This is a genomic window from Pseudomonas sp. P5_B3 (assembly GCF_056400405.1).
On sequence record NZ_JBFULI010000022.1, the window covers coordinates 17,620 to 41,571 of the forward strand.

At 58.7% G+C, this 23,952-nt stretch carries 23 protein-coding genes; 17 read left to right on the plus strand and 6 right to left on the minus strand.

Translation table 11 applies throughout. The features are described from left to right. The first annotated feature begins 149 nt into the window (after positions 1–149). Entirely contained in the window at positions 150–1,637 is a 1,488-nt protein-coding gene (locus AC1DRN_RS14760) for a helicase HerA-like domain-containing protein (RefSeq protein ID WP_223459515.1), read from the plus strand. A 121-nt stretch (positions 1,638–1,758) separates the two neighbouring features. Here the strand turns inward: AC1DRN_RS14760 and AC1DRN_RS14765 are convergent, their stop codons facing one another. Continuing rightward, positions 1,759–2,214, minus strand: a complete 456-nt coding sequence (locus tag AC1DRN_RS14765) for a DUF721 domain-containing protein (protein WP_223459513.1) — start codon at positions 2,212–2,214, stop codon at positions 1,759–1,761. Between the two features lie 307 nt (positions 2,215–2,521). On the opposite strand from AC1DRN_RS14765, the gene secA reads away from it, so the two are divergent. The 4 genes from secA to AC1DRN_RS14785 all read left to right on the plus strand — a co-directional run bounded on the left by secA (position 2,522) and on the right by AC1DRN_RS14785 (position 8,342). Beyond that, complete coding sequence (secA, locus tag AC1DRN_RS14770) at positions 2,522–5,257, plus strand: preprotein translocase subunit SecA (protein ID WP_223459511.1); 2,736 nt, start codon at positions 2,522–2,524, stop codon at positions 5,255–5,257. A gap of 120 nt (positions 5,258–5,377) precedes the next feature. Beyond that, positions 5,378–6,595, plus strand: coding sequence for a bifunctional glutamate N-acetyltransferase/amino-acid acetyltransferase ArgJ (argJ, locus tag AC1DRN_RS14775; RefSeq protein WP_223459509.1), 1,218 nt, complete (start codon positions 5,378–5,380; stop codon positions 6,593–6,595). 173 nt (positions 6,596–6,768) lie between these two features. Continuing rightward, positions 6,769–7,401 (plus strand): glutathione S-transferase family protein, encoded by a 633-nt coding sequence (locus AC1DRN_RS14780; protein ID WP_223459507.1) that lies wholly within the window; start codon positions 6,769–6,771, stop codon positions 7,399–7,401. Further along, positions 7,398–8,342 (plus strand): Nudix family hydrolase, encoded by a 945-nt coding sequence (locus AC1DRN_RS14785; protein ID WP_223459505.1) that lies wholly within the window; start codon positions 7,398–7,400, stop codon positions 8,340–8,342. The genes AC1DRN_RS14780 and AC1DRN_RS14785 overlap by 4 nt, the downstream gene beginning before the upstream one ends. Positions 8,343–8,459: 117 nt before the next feature. Here the strand turns inward: AC1DRN_RS14785 and AC1DRN_RS14790 are convergent, their stop codons facing one another. Genes AC1DRN_RS14790 through AC1DRN_RS14800 form a run of 3 tightly spaced genes read right to left on the minus strand, consistent with a single transcriptional unit; the run spans position 8,460 to position 12,043 of the window. Continuing rightward, complete coding sequence (locus AC1DRN_RS14790) at positions 8,460–9,041, minus strand: cob(I)yrinic acid a,c-diamide adenosyltransferase (protein ID WP_223459503.1); 582 nt, start codon at positions 9,039–9,041, stop codon at positions 8,460–8,462. A gap of 2 nt (positions 9,042–9,043) precedes the next feature. After that, the gene (locus tag AC1DRN_RS14795) at positions 9,044–11,080 is read right to left on the minus strand and encodes a sensor histidine kinase (RefSeq protein ID WP_477786740.1); all 2,037 of its coding nucleotides are present in this window, start codon (positions 11,078–11,080) and stop codon (positions 9,044–9,046) included. 45 nt (positions 11,081–11,125) lie between these two features. Continuing rightward, positions 11,126–12,043 carry a putative 2-dehydropantoate 2-reductase gene (locus AC1DRN_RS14800; protein ID WP_223459499.1) on the minus strand — a complete coding sequence of 306 codons (918 nt, stop codon included), beginning with the start codon at positions 12,041–12,043 and terminating at the stop codon, positions 11,126–11,128. A 135-nt stretch (positions 12,044–12,178) separates the two neighbouring features. Here AC1DRN_RS14800 and AC1DRN_RS14805 point away from each other — a divergent pair, with 135 nt between their 5' ends. Beyond that, complete coding sequence (locus AC1DRN_RS14805; RefSeq protein ID WP_007977344.1) at positions 12,179–12,664, plus strand: YajQ family cyclic di-GMP-binding protein; 486 nt, start codon at positions 12,179–12,181, stop codon at positions 12,662–12,664. Positions 12,665–12,800: 136 nt separating this feature from the next. Next, positions 12,801–13,643 carry a mechanosensitive ion channel family protein gene (locus AC1DRN_RS14810; RefSeq protein WP_223459497.1) on the plus strand — a complete coding sequence of 281 codons (843 nt, stop codon included), beginning with the start codon at positions 12,801–12,803 and terminating at the stop codon, positions 13,641–13,643. Positions 13,644–13,783: 140 nt separating this feature from the next. Here AC1DRN_RS14810 and AC1DRN_RS14815 read toward each other — a convergent pair whose 3' ends face one another. Beyond that, positions 13,784–15,112 carry an OprD family porin gene (locus AC1DRN_RS14815; protein WP_223459495.1) on the minus strand — a complete coding sequence of 443 codons (1,329 nt, stop codon included), beginning with the start codon at positions 15,110–15,112 and terminating at the stop codon, positions 13,784–13,786. 75 nt (positions 15,113–15,187) lie between these two features. Between AC1DRN_RS14815 and AC1DRN_RS14820 the strand changes: the two genes are divergently transcribed. The 3 genes from AC1DRN_RS14820 (at position 15,188) to AC1DRN_RS14830 (ending at position 16,657) form a co-directional block, all read left to right on the plus strand. Next, complete coding sequence (locus tag AC1DRN_RS14820; protein WP_223459493.1) at positions 15,188–15,529, plus strand: hypothetical protein; 342 nt, start codon at positions 15,188–15,190, stop codon at positions 15,527–15,529. 492 nt (positions 15,530–16,021) lie between these two features. Then, the gene (locus AC1DRN_RS14825; RefSeq protein ID WP_223459530.1) at positions 16,022–16,447 is read left to right on the plus strand and encodes an HIT domain-containing protein; all 426 of its coding nucleotides are present in this window, start codon (positions 16,022–16,024) and stop codon (positions 16,445–16,447) included. A 3-nt stretch (positions 16,448–16,450) separates the two neighbouring features. Continuing rightward, complete coding sequence (locus AC1DRN_RS14830; protein ID WP_008052459.1) at positions 16,451–16,657, plus strand: SlyX family protein; 207 nt, start codon at positions 16,451–16,453, stop codon at positions 16,655–16,657. 64 nt (positions 16,658–16,721) lie between these two features. Here the strand turns inward: AC1DRN_RS14830 and AC1DRN_RS14835 are convergent, their stop codons facing one another. Next, positions 16,722–17,324, minus strand: a complete 603-nt coding sequence (locus AC1DRN_RS14835; RefSeq protein WP_317851116.1) for a cold-shock protein — start codon at positions 17,322–17,324, stop codon at positions 16,722–16,724. 594 nt (positions 17,325–17,918) lie between these two features. Here AC1DRN_RS14835 and AC1DRN_RS14840 point away from each other — a divergent pair. The 7 genes from AC1DRN_RS14840 (at position 17,919) to ruvB (ending at position 23,851) form a co-directional block, all read left to right on the plus strand. Beyond that, the gene (locus AC1DRN_RS14840) at positions 17,919–18,254 is read left to right on the plus strand and encodes a ribbon-helix-helix domain-containing protein (RefSeq protein ID WP_223459491.1); all 336 of its coding nucleotides are present in this window, start codon (positions 17,919–17,921) and stop codon (positions 18,252–18,254) included. A gap of 137 nt (positions 18,255–18,391) precedes the next feature. Next, on the plus strand, positions 18,392–18,613 hold the full coding sequence (locus AC1DRN_RS14845) for an FmdB family zinc ribbon protein (protein WP_032829812.1): 222 nt from the start codon (positions 18,392–18,394) through the stop codon (positions 18,611–18,613). Positions 18,614–18,732: 119 nt separating this feature from the next. Beyond that, positions 18,733–20,508 carry an aspartate--tRNA ligase gene (aspS, locus tag AC1DRN_RS14850; protein WP_108215097.1) on the plus strand — a complete coding sequence of 592 codons (1,776 nt, stop codon included), beginning with the start codon at positions 18,733–18,735 and terminating at the stop codon, positions 20,506–20,508. Positions 20,509–20,636: 128 nt separating this feature from the next. Continuing rightward, positions 20,637–21,383, plus strand: coding sequence for a YebC/PmpR family DNA-binding transcriptional regulator (locus tag AC1DRN_RS14855; protein WP_223459489.1), 747 nt, complete (start codon positions 20,637–20,639; stop codon positions 21,381–21,383). 158 nt (positions 21,384–21,541) lie between these two features. Further along, the gene (gene ruvC, locus AC1DRN_RS14860) at positions 21,542–22,066 is read left to right on the plus strand and encodes a crossover junction endodeoxyribonuclease RuvC (RefSeq protein WP_008015799.1); all 525 of its coding nucleotides are present in this window, start codon (positions 21,542–21,544) and stop codon (positions 22,064–22,066) included. Positions 22,067–22,180: 114 nt separating this feature from the next. After that, on the plus strand, positions 22,181–22,789 hold the full coding sequence (gene ruvA / locus AC1DRN_RS14865) for a Holliday junction branch migration protein RuvA (RefSeq protein WP_056852661.1): 609 nt from the start codon (positions 22,181–22,183) through the stop codon (positions 22,787–22,789). Next, positions 22,790–23,851, plus strand: coding sequence for a Holliday junction branch migration DNA helicase RuvB (gene ruvB / locus AC1DRN_RS14870; RefSeq protein ID WP_223459487.1), 1,062 nt, complete (start codon positions 22,790–22,792; stop codon positions 23,849–23,851). It begins immediately after the preceding gene. The last annotated feature ends 101 nt before the right edge of the window (positions 23,852–23,952 follow it).

Here is a 23,952-nt window from a genome sequence, read left to right on the forward strand (position 1 = left end):
CTTTTATAAAGGGACGCACGACGGGCAAGGTTGAAAGCAAGTGAATTTTCCGACTCTCCTTAGGGAAATTTCCGACCAGATCGTGTCTGACTGCTTTGTCGTTATCTCTATCGGCCGTGTAGGACCAAAGATTAATCATGGGTGACCAAATGCCTGACTCATTGCAACTCGTTATCGGCGCCGATCTCAACGGGCAGCCGATTGCCCAGGCCATGCGTCTGGCGAACCGCCACGGTTTGATCGCAGGCGCGACCGGCACCGGCAAGACCGTCACTTTGCAACGATTGGCCGAAGCCTTCAGCGATGCTGGCGTGGCGGTGTTCGCCGCTGACATCAAGGGTGACCTGTGTGGCCTCGGTGCCGCCGGCAACCCCCAGGGCAAGATCGCCGAGCGAATTGCCGGGATGCCCTGGCTCAACCATAAGCCTCAGGCTTATCCGGTGACGTTGTGGGACGTACACGGTCAGTCCGGTCATCCTTTGCGCACAACCTTGAGTGAAATGGGGCCGTTGTTGCTGGGCAGCCTGCTGGAACTGACCGACAGTCAGCAGTCGGCGCTGTACGCCGCGTTCAAGGTAGCGGACCGCGAGGGGCTGTTGTTGCTCGACCTCAAGGACCTGAAGGCGTTACTCAATCACCTGCGCGACAACCCTCAGTTGCTGGGCGACGATGCGGCATTGATGACCACCGGCTCCAGTCAGGCATTGCTGCGGCGTCTGGCGACCCTGGAGCAACAGGGCGCCGAAGCTTTGTTTGGTGAGCCGGCGCTGCAACTCGAAGACATCCTCCAGCCCACTGCGGACGGGCGTGGGCGCATTCATTTGCTGGATGCCAGCCGTCTGGTGCATGAAGCGCCGAAGGTCTATGCAACGTTCCTGCTGTGGCTGCTGGCCGAGCTGTTCGAGCAACTGCCGGAGCGTGGCGATGCCGACAAACCGTTGCTGGCGCTGTTCTTCGACGAGGCCCACTTGTTGTTCAATGGTACGCCCCAGGCGTTGCGTGATCGTCTGGAGCAAGTCGTGAGGCTGATTCGTTCGAAAGGCGTGGGCGTGTATTTCGTCACCCAATCGCCGGGTGACCTGCCGGATGATGTGCTGGCGCAGTTGGGCTTGCGCATCCAGCACGGTCTGCGTGCGTTCACCGCCAAGGAGCAGAAGTCCCTGCGCGCGGTGGCCGAAGGTTTCCGGCCGAATCCGGCGTTCGATACGTTGTCGGTGTTGACCGAGCTCGGGATCGGCGAGGCGCTGGTCGGCACCTTGCAGGAAAAAGGCACGCCGGAAATGGTCCAGCGGGTGCTGGTCGCGCCGCCGCAATCGCGGATCGGGCCGTTGACCGATGCCGAACGCACGGCGCTGATAGCCGGTTCGCCATTGCAGGGGCGTTATGACAAGCCGATTGACCGTGAATCGGCCTATGAGGTGCTGATGGGACGCAAAGGCCTGGCGCCGCAAGACGAAGCAGCTCCGGATAAGCCGGCACCTGAGGAGCCAAGTTTCACCGAGCAGGCCGGGGAGTTCCTAGGTACGGCCGCCGGCCAGGCCTTGAAGTCGGCGATGCGCCAGGCGGCCAATCAGCTTGGGCGACAGTTGGTGCGCGGGTTGATGGGCTCGTTGCTAGGCGGCAGCAAACGCCGCTAGATTGAGCGAACACAGTTAAATGTAGGAGCGAGCCTGCTCGCGAAAGCGCTGTGACATTCAACGTATATGCCGACTGTTACACCGCCATCGCGAGCAGGCTCGCTCCCACACGGGTCTCAAGTCAGGATTTGGATTTGGCGTGCGCCGCCAGTCGCTCCAGCGCGGCCCGCAAATTCGGGTCGCTGATGCCATCGGCCGTGGCCTGGATGGTCGCTGCCGCGTCGTTGGACAAATCCATGGTATGCCCGGCCGCACCTTGCTGAACGGTCGGCGGTTGAACTTTGAACAGGATCCGGGTCAGATTGGCAAACTCGTCGAACAGTTGCAGTTGCCGTTGCAGGCGCTTCTGCTGGTAGCGCAGGCGGGTTGCCCAATGACCGTCGGTGACAATCAGCAACAAACTGCCTTCGCGCCAGGAGGCCACGTGGCAATGCTCGCGAGCGGCGGGTTGCAATTGGCTTTCGAGTAAACGCTGCAGATGACCCAGGCGTTGAGCGTGGCCGAGAATGGCTTTCAGCGGCTTGGCTTCGCGTAGTAGAACGGCAGGTACTTTGGCCGTAAGTGGGCGAAATGCCATGATCAGACACCTGAAGTAACAGAGGCGCCATGGTAGCAGAAAGCACCGGATGCACCCGCCCATTGCTTTTGTGGGTGCTTTGCCCATTAAATCAACAACTAACTTCTGCCTTGAACGGCTTGAAGTTGAGCAAAATGCCCTTATTTTAAGTGAGCCCCGTCAAAGCGCTGTGCCAGCATCGTGGAATATCGCCACTTTCCTCTCCATCGTTTCCGGGTAGAATGCTCGTTCGCATGCGGCCATGAGGGCTGCACGGGCGACTCACGGGGCCGCCCTCCATCCCTTTAGTGTGGAAGATCCTGCCGATATGTTTGCGCCTTTGTTAAAGAAACTTTTTGGAAGCAAGAACGAGCGTGAAGTCAAACGCATGCTCAAGACGGTGCAACTCGTCAATGCCTTCGAAGAGCAAATGGTGGCCCTTTCGGACGATCAATTGCGTGCCAAGACCAGCGAGTTCAAGGCCCGTATCGCCAAAGGGGAGTCCCTCGACAAACTGCTGCCAGAAGCCTTTGCGGTCGCCCGCGAAGCCGGCAAGCGTGTCATGGGCATGCGCCACTTCGATGTCCAGCTGATCGGCGGCATGACCTTGCATGAAGGCATGATCGCGGAAATGCGTACCGGTGAAGGCAAGACCCTGGTGGCAACACTGGGCGTTTACCTCAACGCGCTGTCCGGCAACGGCGTGCACGTTGTGACGGTGAACGACTACCTGGCCCGCCGTGACGCCAACTGGATGCGCCCGCTGTATGAATTCCTCGGCATGACAGTCGGCGTGGTCACGCCGTTCCAGCCGCCGGAAGAGAAGCGCGCTGCCTACGCCGCCGACATCACCTACGGCACCAACAACGAATTCGGTTTCGATTACCTGCGCGACAACATGGCGTTCAGCATGGAAGAAAAATTCCAGCGCGAACTCAATTTTGCCGTGATCGACGAAGTCGACTCCATCCTCATCGACGAAGCCCGTACGCCGCTGATCATCTCCGGTCAGGCCGAGGACAGCTCCAAGCTATACATCGAGGTCAACAAACTGATCCCGACGCTTGAGTTGCACATCGAAGAAGTCGAAGGCGAAGTCACCAAGGCCGGCCACTACACCGTTGACGAGAAGACCCGCCAGGTCGAACTCAACGAAGCCGGTCACCAGTTCGTCGAAGAAACGCTGACCCGCATCGGCCTGCTGGCTGAAGGCGAGAGCCTGTACTCGGCGCATAACCTGAGCCTGCTGACTCACGTTTACGCCGGCCTGCGCGCGCACAAGCTGTTCCATCGCAACGTCGAATACATCGTGCAGGACGGTCAGGTCGTACTGGTCGACGAGCACACCGGCCGCACCATGCCGGGTCGCCGCTTGTCCGAAGGCCTGCACCAGGCCATCGAAGCCAAGGAAAACCTGAACATCCAGGCCGAAAGCCAGACATTGGCGTCGACCACCTTCCAGAACTACTTCCGTCTGTACAACAAGCTGTCCGGCATGACCGGTACGGCCGACACCGAAGCGTTCGAGTTCCACCAGATCTATGGCCTGCAGGTCATGGTGATTCCACCGAACAAGCCGCTGGCCCGTAAAGACTACAACGACCTGGTGTTCCTGACCGCCGACGAGAAATACGCGGCAATCGTGGCCGATATCAAGGAAAGCATGGCCGCTGGTCGTCCGGTGCTGGTGGGTACTGCCACCATCGAAACCTCCGAGCACATGTCCAGCCTGCTCGTGAAGGAAGGCATCGAACACAAGGTTCTGAACGCCAAGTTCCACGAAAAGGAAGCCGAGATCATTGCCCAGGCCGGTCGCCCGGGCGCACTGACCATCGCCACCAACATGGCCGGTCGTGGTACCGACATCCTCTTGGGCGGTAACTGGGAAGTGGAAGTGGCTTCCCTGGAAAACCCGACCCCTGAGCAGATTGCCCAGATCAAGGCCGACTGGCAGAAGCGTCACCAGCAAGTGCTCGAATCGGGCGGTTTGCAGGTGATTGCATCCGAGCGTCACGAATCGCGCCGTATCGACAACCAGCTACGTGGTCGTGCCGGTCGTCAGGGCGACGCCGGTTCCAGCCGTTTCTACCTGTCGCTGGAAGACAGCCTGATGCGCATCTTCGCCTCTGACCGGGTGAAGAACTTCATGAAGGCCCTGGGCATGCAGCCTGGCGAAGCGATCGAACACCGTATGGTGACCAACGCCATCGAAAAGGCCCAGCGCAAGGTCGAAGGTCGTAACTTCGACATTCGTAAACAACTGCTCGAGTTCGACGACGTCAACAACGAACAGCGTAAAGTGATCTATCACATGCGTAACACGTTGCTGGCCGCCGACAACATCGGTGAGACCATCGCTGACTTCCGTCAGGACGTGCTCAACGCCACCGTCAGCGCACACATTCCTCCGCAATCGCTGCCTGAACAGTGGGACGTGGCCGGTCTGGAAGCTGCGTTGCAGAGCGATTTCGGTGTGACGCTGCCGATCCAGCAATGGCTCGACGAAGACGATCACCTGTACGAAGAAACCCTGCGCGAGAAGCTCATGAACGAGCTCGTCGCGGCGTACAACGAGAAAGAAGACCAGGCGGGCGCCGAAGCGCTGCGCTCCTTCGAGAAACAAATCGTTCTGCGCGTACTGGACGACCTGTGGAAAGACCACCTGTCGACCATGGACCACCTGCGTCACGGTATCCACTTGCGTGGTTATGCCCAGAAGAATCCGAAGCAGGAATACAAGCGCGAGTCGTTCACCCTGTTCTCCGAATTGCTGGATTCGATCAAGCGCGACTCGATCCGTGTGCTGTCCCATGTTCAGGTTCGCCGCGAAGACCCGATCGAAGAAGAGCAGCGCCTGCGTCAGGAAGCCGAGGCATTGGCCGCTCGCATGCAGTTCCTGCATGAAGAAGCTCCAGGCCTTGAGCAGCCGGAAGTGTTGGGCGAAGAGATCGATGTTGCTCTCGCTGCTGCACCGGTTCGCAACGAGCAGAAGCTGGGTCGTAACGAGCTGTGCTATTGCGGTTCGGGCAAGAAGTTCAAGCATTGTCACGGGCAGATTCAGTAAAACCCGTTTCAAACGCTGAAATACCCGCGCCGCGACCGGCTTCTGCCGTCGCGGCGTTTTACCATTCGAACCACCGTTCTGCTGAAACGGTGCTGACATCATTTATAAAGGAGCGCATTCATGGCTGTTGGTCTTGGTCCTTTGCCAACGTTGCACCCGGTTGCCGGTTTTGAACTCGGTATCGCCTCGGCCGGCATCAAGCGCCCGGGGCGCAAGGATGTTGTGGTCATGCGCTGTGTTGAAGGCTCCACGGTTGCCGGCGTGTTCACCTTGAACGCCTTTTGCGCCGCGCCGGTGATCCTGGCCAAGCAACGCGTACAAGGTCCTGTGCGCTACCTGCTGACCAACACAGGCAATGCCAACGCCGGCACCGGCGAACCAGGCCTGGCCGCGGCCGAGCGCACTTGCGCGAAACTGGCCGAATTGACCGGCGTCGATGCCAGCCAGGTGCTGCCGTACTCCACCGGTGTGATCGGCGAGCCGTTGCCAGTGGAGAAAATCGAAGGTGCGCTGCAAGCTGCCCTTGATGATCTGTCGATCCACAACTGGGAAGCTGCCGCCACCGGCATCATGACGACTGACACCCTGCCAAAAGGTGCCAGCCGTCAGTTCCAGCACGACGGTGTGACCGTCACCGTTACCGGTATCAGCAAAGGCGCCGGCATGATTCGCCCGAACATGGCGACCATGCTCGGCTACATCGCCACTGACGCCAAGGTTTCCCGCGACGTGTTGCAAAACCTGATGCTGGATGGCGCCAACAAATCGTTCAACCGCATCACCATCGATGGTGATACGTCGACCAATGACTGCTGCATGCTGATCGCCACGGGTCAGGCGGCGTTGCCGGAAATCACCCGCGCCGAAGGCGAGTTGTTCGCCAAGTTGAAGCAGGCGGTGTTCGAAGTGTGCATGGACGTGGCCCAGGCCATCGTGCGTGACGGCGAAGGCGCGACCAAGTTCGTGACTGTTGAAGTCAATGGCGGCGGCAATCACCAGGAGTGCCTGGACGTCGGTTACACCGTGGCTCACTCGCCGCTGATCAAGACTGCATTGTTTGCGTCCGACCCGAACTGGGGACGTATCCTGGCCGCTGTCGGCCGTGCCGGCGTTCCGAACCTGGATGTGAGCAAGATCGACGTATTCCTTGGCGAAGTGTGCATTGCCAGCCGTGGCGCGCGCGCGGCGACCTACACCGAAGCCCAGGGCGCGGCGGTGATGCAGCAGGAAGAAATCACCATCCGCATCGAGTTGGGTCGTGGCGATTGCAGCGAAACCATCTGGACCACCGACCTGTCCCACGAATATGTGAAGATCAACGCCGAGTACCGTACTTGATCTCTCGTTAGATCGAGTCGCTGCTATCGCGAGCAAGCTCGCTCCCACAGGGATTTTTGGTGCTCACACTCTTTGTGTTTCACCTTCACCACTGTGGGAGCGAGCTTGCTCGCGATGGCGGTCTGTCAGTCGCTAGCTAGACTGGCCTGTCCCCCCATCAAAAGGTCCCGAACATGAGCCTGCACCTGATCATCGGCGACAAACTGCTTTCTTCCTGGTCCCTGCGCGGCGCCCTGGCTCTCGACCTGACCGGCGCGGCCTACACCGAAGAACTGATCAAGCTGAACCAGCCGGACACCCGCGAGCGTCTGCTCAAGCATTCGCCGACTGGCAAGGTCCCGCTGCTGAAAACCGAACACGGTACCATCGCCGATTCCCTGGCGATTGCCGAATACCTGGCAGAACAGTTCCCGTCCGCAAGCCTCTGGCCGAAAGACATCGCCGCCCGTGCTCAGGCGCGTTCGGCGTGTGCGCAGATGCACAGCGGGTTCTTCGCCATGCGCGGCAATATGCCATTTGACCTGAGCCATGACGCCCCTTTGTCGCCGGTTCCGGCTGAGGTTCAGGTCGACATCGAACGCATGTCGGCGCTGTGGGCCGAGTGCCGTGCCGCCGCGACAGAAACCGGGCCGTACCTGTTTGGTCATATCAGTCTGGCTGACGTGTTCTTTGCACCGATTGCCGTGCGCCTGCGCACCTATCAGGTGAAACTGTCTGCCATAGACGAGGCCTACGTCGAAACCCTCTACCAATGGCCGGCGTTCAAGGCCTGGCAGAAGGCCGGACTGGAGGAGTTGCAAAAGTGAAACGAGTCCATGTCGCCGCCGCCGTCATCCGCGATGGCAGTGGCCAAATCCTCATCGCCCGTCGTGCCGACGCACAGCACCAGGGCGGCCTGTGGGAGTTTCCCGGGGGCAAGGTCGAGGCCGGCGAGTCGGTCGAAACCGCACTGGCCCGCGAACTCCATGAAGAGCTGGGCATCGTGGTCGGCGCGGCGCGCCCGCTGATCAAGATTCGGCACGATTACCCGGACAAACAGGTGTTGCTGGATGTCTGGGAGGTTTCGGCGTTTACCGGCGAGCCCCACGGTGCCGAGGGACAACCGCTGGCCTGGGTTACACCTCGTGATTTGTCGAATTACGAGTTCCCGGAGGCCAATCAGCCGATCGTCGCGGCCGCGAAATTACCCGCTCAGTACCTGATCACGCCGCAAGACCTGGAAACCCCCGCGTTGCTGCGTGGTATTCAGAAGGCCATTGCCGGCGGCATCAAGCTGATCCAGTTGCGTGCACCGAACGGTTACGATCCGAAATATCGCGACCTGGCTGTCGATGCGGTGGGCCTGTGTGCCGGCAAGGCGCAGTTGATGATCAAAGGGCCGTTCGAATGGCTGGGCGACTTCCCGTCCGCGGGTTGGCACATTACCTCGGCGCAGCTGCGCAAATACGCAGCGGCTGGCCGACCGCTCCCAGCGTCGCGCTGGCTGGCGGCCTCGTGCCATAACGCTGAAGAGCTGGCGCTGGCCGAACAGATGGGGGTGGACTTTGTGACCCTGTCGCCGGTTCAACCTACCCTGACTCACCCAGGCGCCGGGCCGTTGGGTTGGGAGCAGGCGTCGAGCTTGATCGATGGCTTCAGCAAGCCGGTGTTCCTGCTCGGAGGTGTTGGCCCGGCGCAGCTTCAGCAAGCCTGGGAAGCTGGTGCGCAAGGTGTCGCGGGGATTCGGGCGTTTTGGCCTGAGAGTTAATTCTTTAGCGAGCCTACTGGCCTCATCGCGAGCAAGCTCGCTCCCACAGTGGATTTGTGGCGCTCACAAAACTTGTGGGAGCGAGCTTGCTCGCGATGAGGGCCTGACAGGCACCGGCTAAACCTCAGGTTTCGCCGCAGGCTGCCAAAGAATCTCGGCAATTCCCTGACGCTTGGCAATCAGCCGCGCCGCAACAAACAACAGATCCGACAACCGATTGATATACGCCAGGCCAACCCCGGCCAACGGCTCAATCGCATTGAGTTGCTGACACCGCCGCTCTGCGCTGCGCGCCAGGCTGCGGCAGACATGGGCCTGGGCAATCAGCGCCGAACCGCCGGGCAAAATGAAGTTTTCCAGCGGTCCCAACTCTTCATTCCACACATCGATCGCGGCTTCCAGGCGTTCGATTTCCGCTGCATTCAACGCCTGATACACCGGCATCGCCAGTTCGCCACCGAGGTCGAACAATCGGTGCTGGCAAGGCGCCAAAACATCGATCACTTCCTGAAAGCCTGCAATGGCGTGCGTTTGCGCCGCCAATCCGGCCAGCAACACGCCCACCTGACTGTTCAGCGTATCGACTTCGCCAATGGCCTCGATCCGCGGGTGATCCTTGGGTACGCGACGGCCATCGCCCAGCCCGGTCTCGCCTTTGTCGCCAGTGCGGGTGTAAATCTTCGACAAACGAAAGCCCATGGTTACCTCGATAGCAGATTGAGTTGTTGCGAGACAGGTGGCGTGCTCGCCAGGGGCAGGCGCAAGGTGAAGCACGTGCCTTGGCCCGGGGTCGATTGCACTTCCATCTGCCCCTTGTGGTTGTTGGTGATGATGAAGTACGACACCGACAGCCCAAGTCCGGTGCCCTGGCCGATCTCCTTGGTGGTGAAGAACGGTTCGAAGGTCCGTTTGCGTACGCTCTCGCTCATGCCGATGCCATTGTCTTCGACCTGAATTTCCGCCCACGGCGGATTCAGCCTGGTGCGCAAAATGATCCGTCCCGGCTCGCTGCCGTCTTCACGCTGGTGAATGGCTTGCGCGGCGTTTTTCAACAGGTTGAGCAGTACCTGCTCCAGTTCGTTGGCGGTGCCGGGGACCGGGCCCAGCGCCGGATCGAACTGGCGAATGATGGCCTGGCCCTTGAAATCGAAGCCGATCGCCAGATCGAAGTCGTTACTGGCGATCTCCACCGCCTGGTCGATCAGGGCGGGCAAATCGCACGGAGCCATCTGGCGGGTGCTGCGACGGCTGAAGCTGAGCATGTGGGTGACGATTTTGGCGGCCCGGGCACCGGCCTGCTGGATGCCGTCGAGCAACTTCGGCACATCGCGAAGTTGCAGATACTGATTGACCGCCGTCAGTTCGATGCCGGCCTGTTCGGCCACTTCAAGGTTCTTCGGCAGATCGGGGGACAGGCGTCGGCGAATGTTTTGCACGTTGTGCAGGATCGCACCCAGCGGGTTGTTGATTTCGTGGGCCATGCCGGCGGCAAGACCACCCACAGAAAGCATTTTCTCCGACTGCACCATCATCTCTTCCAGGGACAGGCGCTGAGTGATGTCGTCGATCCGGATCACCACGCCACGCCCGGCGCCGCCCATCAATGGATAAAAGGTCAGGGCATAGTGGCGGGGCTCGTCATCCTTGAGCCAGGTGACACGTTCGATTTTGGCCACCGTATGCTGCTCGACCGTTTGCTTGAGTTGTGGCAAGAACGGCTTGAGCGGTTCGAAGGCGAGGAAGATGGGCTGGTTCAGGGCTTCGTCGAGGCGCGTGCCGGAAAGTGCGCTGGCTTCCTGGTTCCACTGCGTCACGTAGAGCTGTTCGTCGAGGGCGATCAGCGCCGACGGCATGGAGTCGATGATGCTGTTGAGGTAGTTCTGGAAGCCGGTAAGCTTTTTCTCGATCTTGCTGCGCACCTGGACTTCAAGCTCCAGTTTGCGGTTGGTGTGCCGGGTTTCTTCCGCCAGCCCCTGGGCCTGGTCGTAGGCTGCCTGGGAGTCGTCCCGGGCCCGCTTGAGTTGCTGCTCCCGGGCCTCGATTCGCGAAAGCATGGTGTTGAACGCCTCGGCGAGGCTGCCGATTTCATCGTGGTTTCCTCGTGAAGCACGCAGTGAGTAGTTTTCTTCACGGGTTACMTGCCGGGACAGCTCTTCGAGTTGGTGGATCGGCCGGGTAATCAGGCGCTTGATTTGACGGGCGATGACCAGCCAGAGCAGCACACTGAAAATCAGAATCCCCAGACTGGCCGTCAGGGTCCCGGTATAGAACGCCACTGGCAGTTCACTGCTGGCGACCAACAGCAAATGCCCCGGTGCAGCTCCGGGGCGGGGCAGGGTAATGACCTGGTTGCTGCGGAACTCGGTAACCTGCCAGTCTTCGATATGCCGGAACCGTTTCGGCAACTCCAGTTTGTCGCCATGCTGCAATTGCGCCAATTGCTCGCCTTTTCCGTCATACAGGACTGCCGCGCGCAACGGCGAATAGCTATTGAGTTCGTTTAGCAGGCGCTCAGCGCTTTGCGGCGAATCGAGGGCTTCGGAGGTCAGGCTCGGGTTGGATACCAGCCGGCCGATGGTCTGCAGGGCCTGAGGCGCCATGCTTTCCTGGGAAATGTAGTACGCGGCGCTGATAAAGGTCAGGTTGGCGACCAGCAGGACGGTGGTCAACAGGACTAGCAGGGCGGCCAGCAGTTTCTGGCCGACAGGCAGGTTTTCAAGACGCTGGCGCAATGGCATCGGGTTCATCGCTGAAAAGGAACAAGTGGCCAGCGTAGCCGCTGCTCAGTCGCTGGGCAATCCAAGGCTTTGCAGGCGAGCGATCAACCTTGACTCAAGCTGATTGAGATGAGGCAGGTTCAATTGATGACGCCCGGCCACTTTGCAGGCGTAGCCCAGCAGGTAGCTGATTTCTGTGCGGCGCTGGCTTGTGACGTCCTGATGCATCGAGGAGTAGTTGGCTGCGGTGGCGTGAATCACCCGTTCGACTTCCTGCTGCAGGTTTTCGGCCGCTGCCGGCTGACCACAACGCTCTAGCAACTCCACCAGTTCGCCGCACAGAGTAGCGACTTCGCAGTGATGTTGCTGCAAACCGCCGTTGCGGCAATCGTGCAGCACCGTCAGCGGATTGATCGCACAGTTAAGGGCGAGTTTGCGCCACAACCTGGTCAGGATTTCGGTGCTCCACTCGTGGGGGATGCCGGCAGTGCTCAGGTCATCGAGCCAGATCGGCGCAACCGGATGGCTTGCATCCCCCAGCCAGGTGAAACCATGCCCGGCAAACACCACGCGCCAATCGCCATCGCGGAAGGCGCCTTCGGTGCTCGACGCATAGATGCAGCGTGCCTGAGGTACCTGTGCCGCCACTGCATCCTGACTGCCCAGGCCATTTTGCAGCAGGATCAGTTCGGCACCCGGGGCCAGGCGTGGCGCCAGTCGGGCCACCGCGCTTTCGGTATCGTAGGCCTTGCACGCCACCAGCAGGCGGTTGATCGGTTGGGTGCTGCCGGCTGTCTCGGCGGGCACGGCATAGTGTCGCGCCTCGCCGTGTTCCACCAGTGTCAATCCACCGGCCGCCTCATAGGCCTGCAGCCTCGCGGCGTCCCGCAGGACCAGCCTGACCGGCACTCCAGCCCGCGCCAGACGTGTCGCCCATAAAGTGCCGAGGCTGCCGGCGCCCAGAACATGCCAGGTGGTAGACATCAGCTTTTTGCTCTGTTTAAGGCGTGCATCGGCAGCTCACAGTGAATGATGGGAAAGACCCGTTATAATCAGCGCGGATTTTAACCGCAAGCCAGGCGTGCTCCATCAGTGCGCCTTTAAATTTGGAGAGATTACATGCCGTCGTTCGACGTGGTATCCGAACTGGACAAACACGAAGTCACCAACGCGGTCGAGAACGCCGTCAAGGAACTCGATCGTCGTTATGACCTGAAAGGCAAAGGCAGCTTCGAGTTCAAGGAAAAAGACCTGACCGTCAACCTGACCGCGGAAGCGGATTTTCAGCTCGAAGCGATGATTGAGATCCTCAAGCTGGCGCTGGTCAAGCGCAAAATCGACGTGCAGTGCCTTGAAGTCAAGGACGCGTTCGCGTCGGGCAAGCTGATGAAGCAGGAAGCCGTCCTCAAGGAAGGTATCGACAAGGAACTGGCGAAGAAAATCGTCGCCCATGTCAAAGACGCCAAGCTCAAGGTCCAGGCGGCCATTCAGGGCGAGCAGGTTCGTATTACCGGCAAAAAGCGTGATGACCTGCAGGAAGCCATTGCAGTGCTGCGGGCCAAGGAATTCGGTATGCCGCTGCAGTTCAACAACTTCCGCGACTGATCTTGAACGCGGGAACCTCCTGGCGTTTGCAACGTCGGAGGCCCAAGCAACGGCAGAAACGGTTGAGCCCGTCGCGGTTCGATCTTTCTGCCGCTTTTTTACGCATGCCGGGTAGCCGGAAAACAGGAGAGAGTAGATGGACTTAAATGCCGAGGTAGACAATCTGGTCAAGGTATCCCAAACCTGGATCCCGATGATCATGGAATACGGCAGCCGTGTACTGCTGGCGGTCATTACCCTGGCCATTGGCTGGTGGCTGATCAACAAGGTCACGAAAAAGCTCGGCGGCCTGATTGCATTGCGTAATGCCGACCTGGCGCTGCAAGGCTTTATCAGCAGCCTGGCGAACATCATCCTCAAGATCTTGCTGATCGTCAGCGTGGCCTCGATGATCGGGGTGGAAACCACGTCGTTCGTTGCGGCAATTGGTGCGGCGGGTCTGGCCATTGGTCTGGCGTTGCAGGGCAGCCTGGCGAACTTCGCAGGTGGCGTGCTGATTCTGTTGTTCCGTCCATTTCGCATCGGTGACTGGATTGAAGCACAGGGTGTTGCTGGTACCGTCGACAGCATTCAGATTTTCCACACTGTGCTGCGTACTGGCGACAACAAAACCATCATCGTGCCTAACGGCAATCTGTCGAACGGCATTATCACCAACACCAATCGTCAGCCGACCCGTAAGGTCGTGTTTGATGTAGGCGTTGATTACGAAGCGGACTTGCAGAAAGCCCGAGAAGTGTTGCTGGAACTGGCCAAGGATCCGCGTGTATTGATTGACCCGGCACCTCAGGCAGTCATATCGACATTGGGTGACAGTTCTATCACTGTTTCCCTGCGTGTCTGGGTGAAGACGGCGGATTATTGGGATGTGATGTTCATGTTCAACGAACTGTCCCGTGATCGTCTGAGAGAGGCCGGCATCGATATTCCATTTCCGCAGCGGGTTATTCGCGTGGTTCAGGAATCTGCTGCGCAGTAAGGGGTGTGCGGTTAGTGCCTGACTTCTTGGTCAGGCATGTACTGCAGAGTCTGTTTGGTTAAATGTTGTACAGCAGACAACGAAAAAGGCCCATCCGAAGATGGGCCTTTTTTTGATTACCGCAAACTAACTTTCTGCGATTACAGAATGTTGAGTGGGTAGTCGGTGATCAGGCGGAACTCAGAGATATCGCCTTCGCCTTCGTCAGCATTGGCGGTGTGCCATGCTTGACGGATGCGGAACGACAGATCCTTGGCTGGGCCGGATTGAATGACGTACTTGGCTTCCACGTTGGTTTCGTGGTGTTTGCCGTCTGCACCGTACAGACCGGTGTAGGTGCTGTTCGATGGAGTGTTGGTACCGTCGATGTTCCAACCATTCACGTAACGGACCATGAAGCTCAGGCCAGGTACGCCGTACTCGGCCATTTTCAGGTCGTAACGGGCTTGTACCGACTTCTCGCCAGGGGCGTTGAAGTCAGAGTACTGAATGGAGTTGGCGAGGAAAATCGAGTCGCCACCACGGTTGTTGTCACCCACACCGATGTAGTCGAACGGGGTGTCGCCGTTGACCTTCTGGAAGGCCAGGGTCAGTGTGTGCGCTTTCAGGAACGAGTAAGCAGCAGCCAGGGAGTAGGCGGTGTTGCTGATGTCGCCTGCTTTAGCGTTACCGGTATCCTTGGTGTTGTAGATGTTACCGTCGAAGTTGATCGAGTTGTCGCCGCCCAGTGCGAGGGTGTAGTTCGCGTTGGCGTAGTACTGGTTCCAGACGTCTTCGAGCTTGGCACCGTAAAGCGATACGCTCAGGTCCGGGGTAATGCCGTACTTGCCACCGAAGTAGTCGATGGAGTTAGCTGTCACGCCAGCGTAAGTAGCGAACAGTTCGCCGTCACGAGCGTTGCGGTCCTGGCTGGTTGCCGAGTAGAAGTGACCGGCTTCGAGGTCGAGGTCAGTAACTTCGCTGCTCTGCAGTTGGATACCGCTGGCAGTTTGGTGAAGGATACGGGAACCGCCTACAGCGAACACCGGAGAAGTGCTTGGCTGCATGTCGCCGATTTTCAGCTCGGTCTTGGAGATGCGGAACTTGGCGGCAGCGCCGGCTTTGCCCTGGCTGTTGTTGACTTCGCCGTCAGAGTCCACGGACATGTTGCCGGAACCTGCATATTTGTCGGAACCGTCCAGCTTAATGGCCAGTTGGCCCCAGGCTTCAACGCCAACACCGATCAGACCTTGGGTGTAGCCCGAGCTGTACATGCCCTGGATGCCCTGGGTCCAGTCTTTGTCATCGACTTGGCCGTTTTTCTTGTTACGGTTGTAGTAGTAGTTGCGAACCAGCAAGTCGAGTTTGCTGTCTTCAACGAAACCTTTGGCTTCGGCCTGGTCGCTTACGAAAGGTGCGGCTACTGCCAACTGAGTACTGGCTGCTGCTGCAACTGCCAGTGCGATCATGCTCCACTTCATCACGCGCATCGTGATTTGCTCCTTTGGTTTTAGAAGAGTACTGCCGTCCCACCTGATTTATTATCTGGGCGGCTCTTTCTTTTTGTGTCGGCGCAAACTTATATCACGCCGACAATGTTGGCGATACTTGCGTATCTAACCTTTCGCCTTCTTTACGACCCTGTCGCAAATAGCGTGCTAGATGTCGCAAATTTCCAGCTCCAGCGCAACCGGGCTGACAACTTTAATGCTGTTTTCCGAGCCTTGGCGCCGGTAAAAAGAGTCCTGGTGAAACGTTTGAATCTCCATCGGGCTACCTTGCCACTGTATTTTTTGCCTGAAAACCCCCACTTCCAGCGGGTGTCACATCAGGTGATGTTGGGTATGAATGCAACAAGCGTGCACAAAATTGATTTTTTTGCAGTTTTTTTAAATTTGACTGTCTGACGCTGTAAAAACCTCATAAAACCGGGGGGCAAGCGCGTTTGGTTTGGGCTTGACGCCTTGCCTGGCATCCTGTTGCACCCTTCTGGTCGACTGCCTTACAAACAAAAATGTTACCGGTTCACCCCACCAGTGAGTAAATGGCGGATGTCGAAGCACTCAGCGTAGACCTACTGTGCGGTTTTGGTGCAAAAAATTTTTAGCCTTGTGCTGAATTCATTCCTGTTGACCGCTTGTCTGGCGTGAACTCTTCGTTGCGAATCAGTCATTTCGGCGTTTTTTGCCGGCTGATCGGTTCTGTAGTGGTGCGCGGCGGCGAAAAATGTCTCATTCGGGGGCGGGTGTCAGCTTTTCGCAGGCGCTCGTGACCTCTGTGCAAGGTTCGTCGTGAAGCATGCGCCGTTCGCAGGTATGCTGCCGTCCGGTCGTTTGGCGCGCCGTCCCGTCAGGATGAGCGCTAAGCTGAAAAATGATGATCCGGCGGGAGTGCGCACAGTGTTCGCTTTAGATCCACGACTTCAACAAGATACGTTACCGATCGGGGACTTTCCGCTCTGCCGGTTGCTGCTGTCCAACGATTCGAACTATCCCTGGTTCATCCTGGTACCTCGTCGCGAGGCTATCAGCGAGATATTTCAGTTGGATGTCGCAGATCAGCAACAGCTTTGGCAGGAAACAACTGTGCTTTCGCAAGTGCTCAAGGACTCGTTCGACGCGGACAAATTGAATGTTGCGGCGCTGGGCAACGTTGTAAGTCAGTTGCATATGCATGTGATTGTGCGCAAGCGCGAAGATGCCGCCTGGCCAGCGCCGGTTTGGGGTAAGCATCCGGCAAAACCCTACAACCCGGAGCAGATCGCCGCTATTCGCGAACGTTTGCGCCTGATTTTGACCGATGATTTTACGTTTCTGGAGGGCTGAACCATGAGCCTGGAAGAACGCGTTACCGAGCTTGAAAGCCGCCTGGCCTTTCAGGATGACACCATCCAGGCATTGAATGATGTGCTGGTGGCGCAGCAGCGGGTGGTCGAGCGTCTACAGCTGCAAATGGCTGCGCTGCTCAAGCGGCAGGAGGAAATGGTCGGCCAGTTCGAGTCGTTCGAAGAGGAAGCGCCGCCGCCGCACTATTAATCAACGCGCAGGCATAAAAAAACCGCGGACAGCTCGGCTGTGCGCGGTTTTTTTTAGCCTTGAGTCAGCGGCGCGGCAGTGCGGCGATCACATCTTCGGCTTGCAGGCCCTTGTCACGATTCATGACGGAGAACTCCACGCGCTGGCCTTCGACCAGGACACGGTGGCCTTCACCGCGAATGGCCCGGAAGTGGACGAAGATATCGTCACCGGAGTCGCGGGAGATGAAGCCGAAGCCTTTGGATGTGTTGAACCACTTGACGGTGCCGGTATCGCGGTTGCTCATGTCGTAGCTTGGCGAGGCGGCGGCCGGTGACGATTTGTAGAAGCAGATGCCCAAGTGCAGGGCAACAGCGATCAGGGCTGCGACCAGGCTGAACAGTACGGCGGGTTGACCGGCGATAACGGGCATCGGTGCGATCAGCGTCAGGGTTTGCAGGACCACGCTCAGAACCAGCAAGGCGCTGACCAGGTTTTGCAGTTGGTGGCGCGGGCCTTTGTTCCAGTAAGGGATGACAGGCGCAAGTGTAAGGTTGAGCAGGCCGAAAAAGGCCAGGTACAGTGCGTCGGATTGTTGCAGGTAAGGTAAGGCTTCGGATTGCAGGCTAGGGATGAAGGACAGCAGCAAGGCCGCTGCGCCTATCAACAGATGGACGATTTTCAACATTTTGATTAACTCACGTTAAGACAGTTCACAAGGAAGAGCTGATGGCGCACGGTTCGCTTCAAGATAATAAAGAGGCGTTGGACACGTACCCGGTATCAGCCTATGCGCCGTGCCCGGAAAAAATAGACACTGGCGACACGCCGTCTATTTAACAGCAAAGCCGCAGGCTACTCAAATCAGGGCGTCCGGCGGCTCGTTTGAGGCGATTTGCCGCAGATTGGTCGAAGTTAGAGGCTGCGATACGGCGGCAGGCTTGCTAGAGCGGTTGGGCGCCTGCTGGATGAAGCTCATCACCTTTAGGGGGGGATTCAATCGGCCGCATCGACCGATTGGCTAAATCTTTCAGTGGGTGTTTCTTAGTGTTCGCGCTCTTCTTTCCTACGCCATTCAATCCTGTGCTTCTGAAGGGGGCGTCACTTCGCTGCGTGGGAAATTGTCCGGAGTAGGACGTTCTCCAGTATCTGCCAAGAGTTGTTGGCTTGTCCTACGTCGAAGGTCAGGAATTCGTCTGGCTATGCCTCTGCGCCTGCGTTTTTATATGTCGACAGACAGTTGCTTTTAACGAAACCAGGATGGCAAAGGAGTGTCAGCGTTATGGTTTATGAACGGCAAGAAGAGGGGCGATACGGTTCGCACAGGGATGTAAGGGTCGATCCGTTTGTTCGTGAGTTCGATATGGGGCTGGCCCAGCCCTTGTCCCGCTCGGTGCGATTGAATGGCTTCGCCACCTGTTTGCGGCTTGAACAGGTTTATTGGGATATTTTGGGAGAGATGGCCCGGGCCAATGGTTGCTCGGTCAGTAGTCTGTTATCTCACGTGGATCGCGAAGTTCACTTGCGTCACGGTGGGGTAAAGAACTTCAGTGGATTGGTGCGGGTTGTCTGTGTTGTGCACAGTCTCAAGGAAGGGGGTTGCACCGTCACGGCCTAGCCCAGGGCGGCGAAAGCAGCAGAGTGTCGGTCTGTGCAGTCTTACGGCTGCACAGGCCGCATTTAATGGATATAATCCCGCTCTTTGCCGCAAAACCCTGCGTATGCGGTAGCAATCTGATCGCCGAGACAACCTCCATGCCGATGTACGATTATCAATGTGCTTCCTGTGGTCATCAGTTGGAAGCCATTCAAAAGATCAGCGATGCACCGCTGGTCGACTGCCCTGCCTGTCAGGCGCCGGAGCTTAAAAAGTTACTGTCCATGCCTGGCTTCCGCCTCAGCGGCACGGGTTGGTACGAAACCGATTTCAAGACCGGTTCCAAGAAGAACCTGGCCGGCGGCGACAAAGCTGACTAAGGTCTGGAACCTGAGTTGAACGACACGCGTGCTCTTGCATCACCCGGCGACTTTTTTAAAGGCGGGGCTGCTGTAGGATCTCCACCGAATTTCGAATTACGAGAAGTGAAACCACGACCATGATGCGCAGCCATTATTGCGGCCAACTGAACGAAAGCCTGGACGGCCAGGAAATTACCCTTTGCGGATGGGTCCATCGTCGCCGTGACCACGGTGGGGTGATTTTCCTCGATATCCGTGATCGTGATGGTCTGGCCCAGGTCGTGTTCGATCCGGACCGCGCTGAAACCTTCGCCGCAGCCGATCGCGTGCGCAGCGAGTACGTCGTCAAGATCACCGGCAAGGTTCGCCTGCGTCCGGCCGGTGCGACCAACGCCAACATGGCGTCGGGCATGATCGAAGTCTTGGGTTACGAGCTGGAAGTGCTGAACGAATCGGAAACCCCGCCGTTCCCGTTGAACGAGTTCTCCGACGTCGGCGAAGAAACCCGCCTGCGCTATCGCTTCCTCGACCTGCGTCGCCCGGAAATGGCCGAGAAGCTGCGTCTGCGTTCGCGCATGACCACCAGCATCCGCCGCTTCCTGGACGAGAACGGCTTCCTCGACGTCGAGACGCCGATCCTGACCCGTGCCACCCCGGAAGGCGCGCGCGACTACCTGGTGCCGAGCCGTACTCATGCCGGTTCGTTCTTCGCCCTGCCGCAATCGCCGCAGCTGTTCAAGCAACTGCTGATGGTGGCCGGCTTCGACCGCTACTACCAGATCGCCAAGTGCTTCCGTGACGAAGACCTGCGGGCCGACCGTCAGCCGGAATTCACCCAGATCGACATCGAGACCAGCTTCCTCGATGAAAAAGAGATCATGGGTCTGACCGAGCAAATGATCCGCAACCTGTTCAAGGAAGTGCTGGATCTGGAATTCGGCGATTTCCCGCACATGACCTTCGAAGAAGCCATGCGCCGCTACGGTTCCGACAAGCCAGACCTGCGTAACCCTTTGGAACTGGTGGACGTGGCCGATCAGCTCAAGGAAGTCGACTTCAAGGTGTTCAGCGGCCCGGCCAACGACCCGAAATGCCGCATCGCCGCCTTGCGCGTACCTGGCGGGGCGAGCATGCCGCGCAAGCAGATCGACGATTACACCAAATTCGTCGGCATCTACGGTGCCAAGGGCCTGGCGTACATCAAGGTCAACGAGCGCGCTGCCGGTGTTGAAGGCCTGCAATCGCCGATCGTGAAAAACATCCCTGAGGCCAACCTCAACGTGATCCTCGATCGCGTCGGTGCGGTCGACGGCGACATCGTGTTCTTCGGTGCCGACAAGGCGAAGATCGTCAGCGAAGCCCTGGGCGCGCTGCGGATCAAACTGGGCCACGACCTGGACCTGCTGACCTGCAAGTGGGCGCCAATGTGGGTCGTCGACTTCCCGATGTTCGAAGAAAACGATGACGGCAGCTTCACCGCCTTGCACCACCCGTTCACCGCACCGAAGTGCACCCCGCAAGAGCTGGAAGCCAACCCGGCTGGCGCTCTGTCCCGTGCCTACGACATGGTGTTGAACGGTACCGAACTGGGTGGCGGTTCGATCCGTATCCACCGTAAAGAAATGCAACAGTCGGTGTTCCGTCTGCTGGGCATCAACGAAGCGGAACAGGAAGAGAAATTCGGCTTCCTGCTCGACGCCCTGAAATACGGCGCGCCGCCGCACGGTGGCCTGGCCTTCGGTCTGGACCGTCTGGTGATGCTGATGACCGGCGCCCAGTCGATCCGTGAAGTGATCGCCTTCCCGAAAACCCAGAGCGCGGCGGATGTCATGACCCAGGCGCCGGGCCAGGTGGATGCCAAGGCATTGCGCGAGCTGCACATTCGTCTGCGTGAAACGCCTAAGGCCGAGTAAGGTTGACCTGAAGGGCGCATCTGCGGATGCGCCCTTTCTTTATAGTTAGAGCTGTTCAAGACTATTGTTTGTCGGCCGGCGCGATGCAGCGCAGCGGGCAATGTTTCAAAGAGAATTCGGAGCGAGTTATGGCAGGTCATTCCAAGTGGGCGAATATCAAGCACCGCAAAGAACGTCAGGATGCCAAGAGGGGCAAGATCTTCACCAAGTGGATTCGTGAGCTGACCGTCGCTGCCCGTCAGGGTGGTGGTGATCCTGGCTCCAACCCGCGTCTGCGCCTGGCTCTGGACAAGGCCCTGGGTGCCAACATGAGTCGCGACATCATCGATCGTGCTGTCGCCCGCGGTACCGGCGCTGCCGACACGGACGACGTGGTCGAGTTGACCTACGAAGGTTACGGTCCGGGCGGCGTGGCGGTGATGGTCGAATGCATGACCGACAACCGTAATCGCACCGCAGCCGCCGTTCGTCACGCGTTCAGCAAGTGCGGTGGCAACCTCGGGACTGATGGTTCGGTAGCCTATCTGTTCGAACGCAAGGGGCAGATCTCCTTCACGGCCGGCGTTGACGAAGATGCACTGATGGAAGCGGCCATGGAAGCCGACGCTGATGACGTGGTGACCAACGAAGACGGTTCTATCGACGTTTTCACCTCGTTTGCCGGGTTCTATTCCGTGCGTAACGCACTGGAAGCGGCGGGTTTCAAAGGTGATGACGCGGAAATCGTCATGTTGCCGACCACCAGCGCCGAACTCGATCTGGAAGGCGCCGAGAAAGTCCTCAAGCTGATCGATATGCTCGAAGATCTGGACGACGTGCAAAACGTCTATTCCAACGCGGAGATTCCGGAGTCGGTGGCCGCACAGCTCGGTTAAGGGCAACTAAGATCCACTGTGGGAGCTGGCTTGCCAGCGATGGCGTCGGCACATTGAACAATGATGGTGCCTGACACTCCGTCGTCGCTGGCAAGCCAGCTCYCACAGTGGTTATTTGCTGTATTGAAATTCGTGCCTTTACTGACTCCGCAGGCGTTATGACTTTAATTCTTGGTATCGACCCCGGTTCGCGCATCACCGGTTACGGTGTGGTTCGTGATACCGGCCGTGGCTGTGAGTACGTCGCCTCCGGTTGTATCCGCACCGGCGCCGGCGAGCTGCATGAGCGACTGCAGATTGTCTATCGCGGGGTGCGGGAGATCATTCAGACTTACCATCCGGTGACCATGGGGATCGAAAAGGTGTTCATGGCCCGTAACGCCGATTCCGCCCTGAAACTGGGGCAGGCCCGTGGCGCCGCGATCGTGGCAGGTGCCGAGGAAAGCCTGGAAATTGCCGAATACACCGCAACCCAGGTCAAGCAGGCGGTCGTGGGCACCGGTGCGGCCAACAAGGAGCAGGTGCAAATGATGGTCATGCACATGCTCAAGCTCACCAGCAAGCCGCAGATCGATGCCTCGGACGCCCTGGCCATTGCCATCTGCCATGCTCATACCCGTTCCAGCCTGCTGCCCCATGGCCTGGGAGCTGCACGCAGTCGTGGCGGGCGCCTGCGTCTCTGATAGCATCAGCAATCATTTTTATGGAGTGGGGGCGTTTCGCCTGGGTTGTCGGCGGCATTCCCTCGCTCTATCAGTCGCTGGCCCAGAGCTGGCCAACGCTCAAGGATTTGTAACGTGATTGGACGTTTGCGCGGCACCCTGGCTGAGAAGCAGCCTCCGCATCTGATTCTGGATGTAAATGGCCTGGGCTATGAACTCGAAGTGCCCATGACGACCCTTTACCGCTTACCGTCGGTCGGTGAGCCGCTGACCTTGCACACCCATTTGGTCGTGCGCGAAGACGCACAGTTGCTCTATGGTTTTGTCGGCAAGCGTGAGCGCGACTTTTTTCGCGAGTTGATCCGCCTCAATGGTGTCGGGCCGAAACTGGCGCTGGCCTTGATGTCGAGCCTGGAAGTCGACGAACTGGTTCGTTGCGTACAGTCCCAGGACACGTCGGCGCTGACCAAGGTCCCGGGTGTCGGCAAGAAAACCGCCGAACGCTTGCTGGTGGAGCTCAAGGATCGCTTCAAGGCCTGGGAAACCGTACCGGCCATGTTCGCCCTGGTGCCGAACCAGCCGGATGGGCCGGCCCCGGTGAACACTGCTGAAAACGACGCGGTCAGCGCGCTGATTTCCCTGGGCTACAAGCCGCAGGAAGCCAGCAAGGCGATTTCTGCAATCAAAGAGAAAGGTTTGAGCAGCGAAGACATGATCCGCCGCGCCTTGAAGGGAATGATCTAAGTGATTGAAGCTGATCGTCTGATCGCTGCCGCGCACAGTCCGCGTGAGCGCGAAGAAGTCCAGGACCGGGCGATTCGCCCAGTCAGCCTGGCCGAATACATTGGCCAGCCGACCGTTCGCGAGCAGATGGAGTTGTTCATTCAAGCCGCTCGCGGTCGTAACGAATCCCTGGATCACACGCTGATCTTCGGGCCGCCGGGCTTGGGCAAGACCACCCTTGCCAACATCATCGCCCAGGAAATGGGCGTATCGATCAAGAGCACCTCGGGGCCGGTGCTGGAGCGCCCCGGTGACCTGGCGGCGCTGTTGACCAACCTTGAGCCTCACGATGTGCTGTTTATCGACGAAATCCATCGCCTGTCGCCCATCGTTGAAGAAGTGCTGTACCCGGCCATGGAGGATTTCCAGCTCGACATCATGATTGGTGAGGGCCCGGCCGCGCGTTCGATCAAGCTGGATCTGCCGCCGTTCACCCTGGTGGGCGCAACAACGCGGGCGGGGATGCTCACCAATCCGTTGCGTGACCGTTTCGGTATCGTCCAGCGTCTTGAGTTCTACAATACCGCCGACCTGTCGACGATTGTCAGTCGTTCGGCGAGCATCCTCGGTTTGCCGCTGGACCCGGAAGGCGCCTTCGAAATCGCCCGCCGTGCCCGTGGCACCCCGCGGATCGCCAACAGGCTGCTGCGCCGGGTGCGCGATTTCGCCGAAGTTCGCGCCAAGGGGCATATCACCAAGCCGATTGCCGACCTGGCGCTGAATCTGCTGGACGTCGACGAACGTGGTTTCGATCACCAGGACCGGCGTCTGTTGTTGACCATGATCGAGAAGTTCGACGGTGGGCCAGTCGGGGTCGACAGCCTGGCCGCCGCCATCAGCGAAGAGCGTCACACCATTGAAGACGTGCTGGAGCCTTACCTGATCCAGCAGGGTTACATCATGCGCACGCCTCGGGGGCGGGTGGTGACGCGGCATGCCTACCTGCATTTCGGTTTAAACATTCCGTCACGATTGGGCGAAATGCCCGTGGCAGACGAGTTTCTCGACGCTGCTGACGATTAATTAACATTGCGTGCTGATTTTTTCGGGCAATGTAGGGTCCCAGGACCGTACTTTCACGTGAAAGCCACAGAACAATGAAAAACAGTTGCCATGCCGGATTG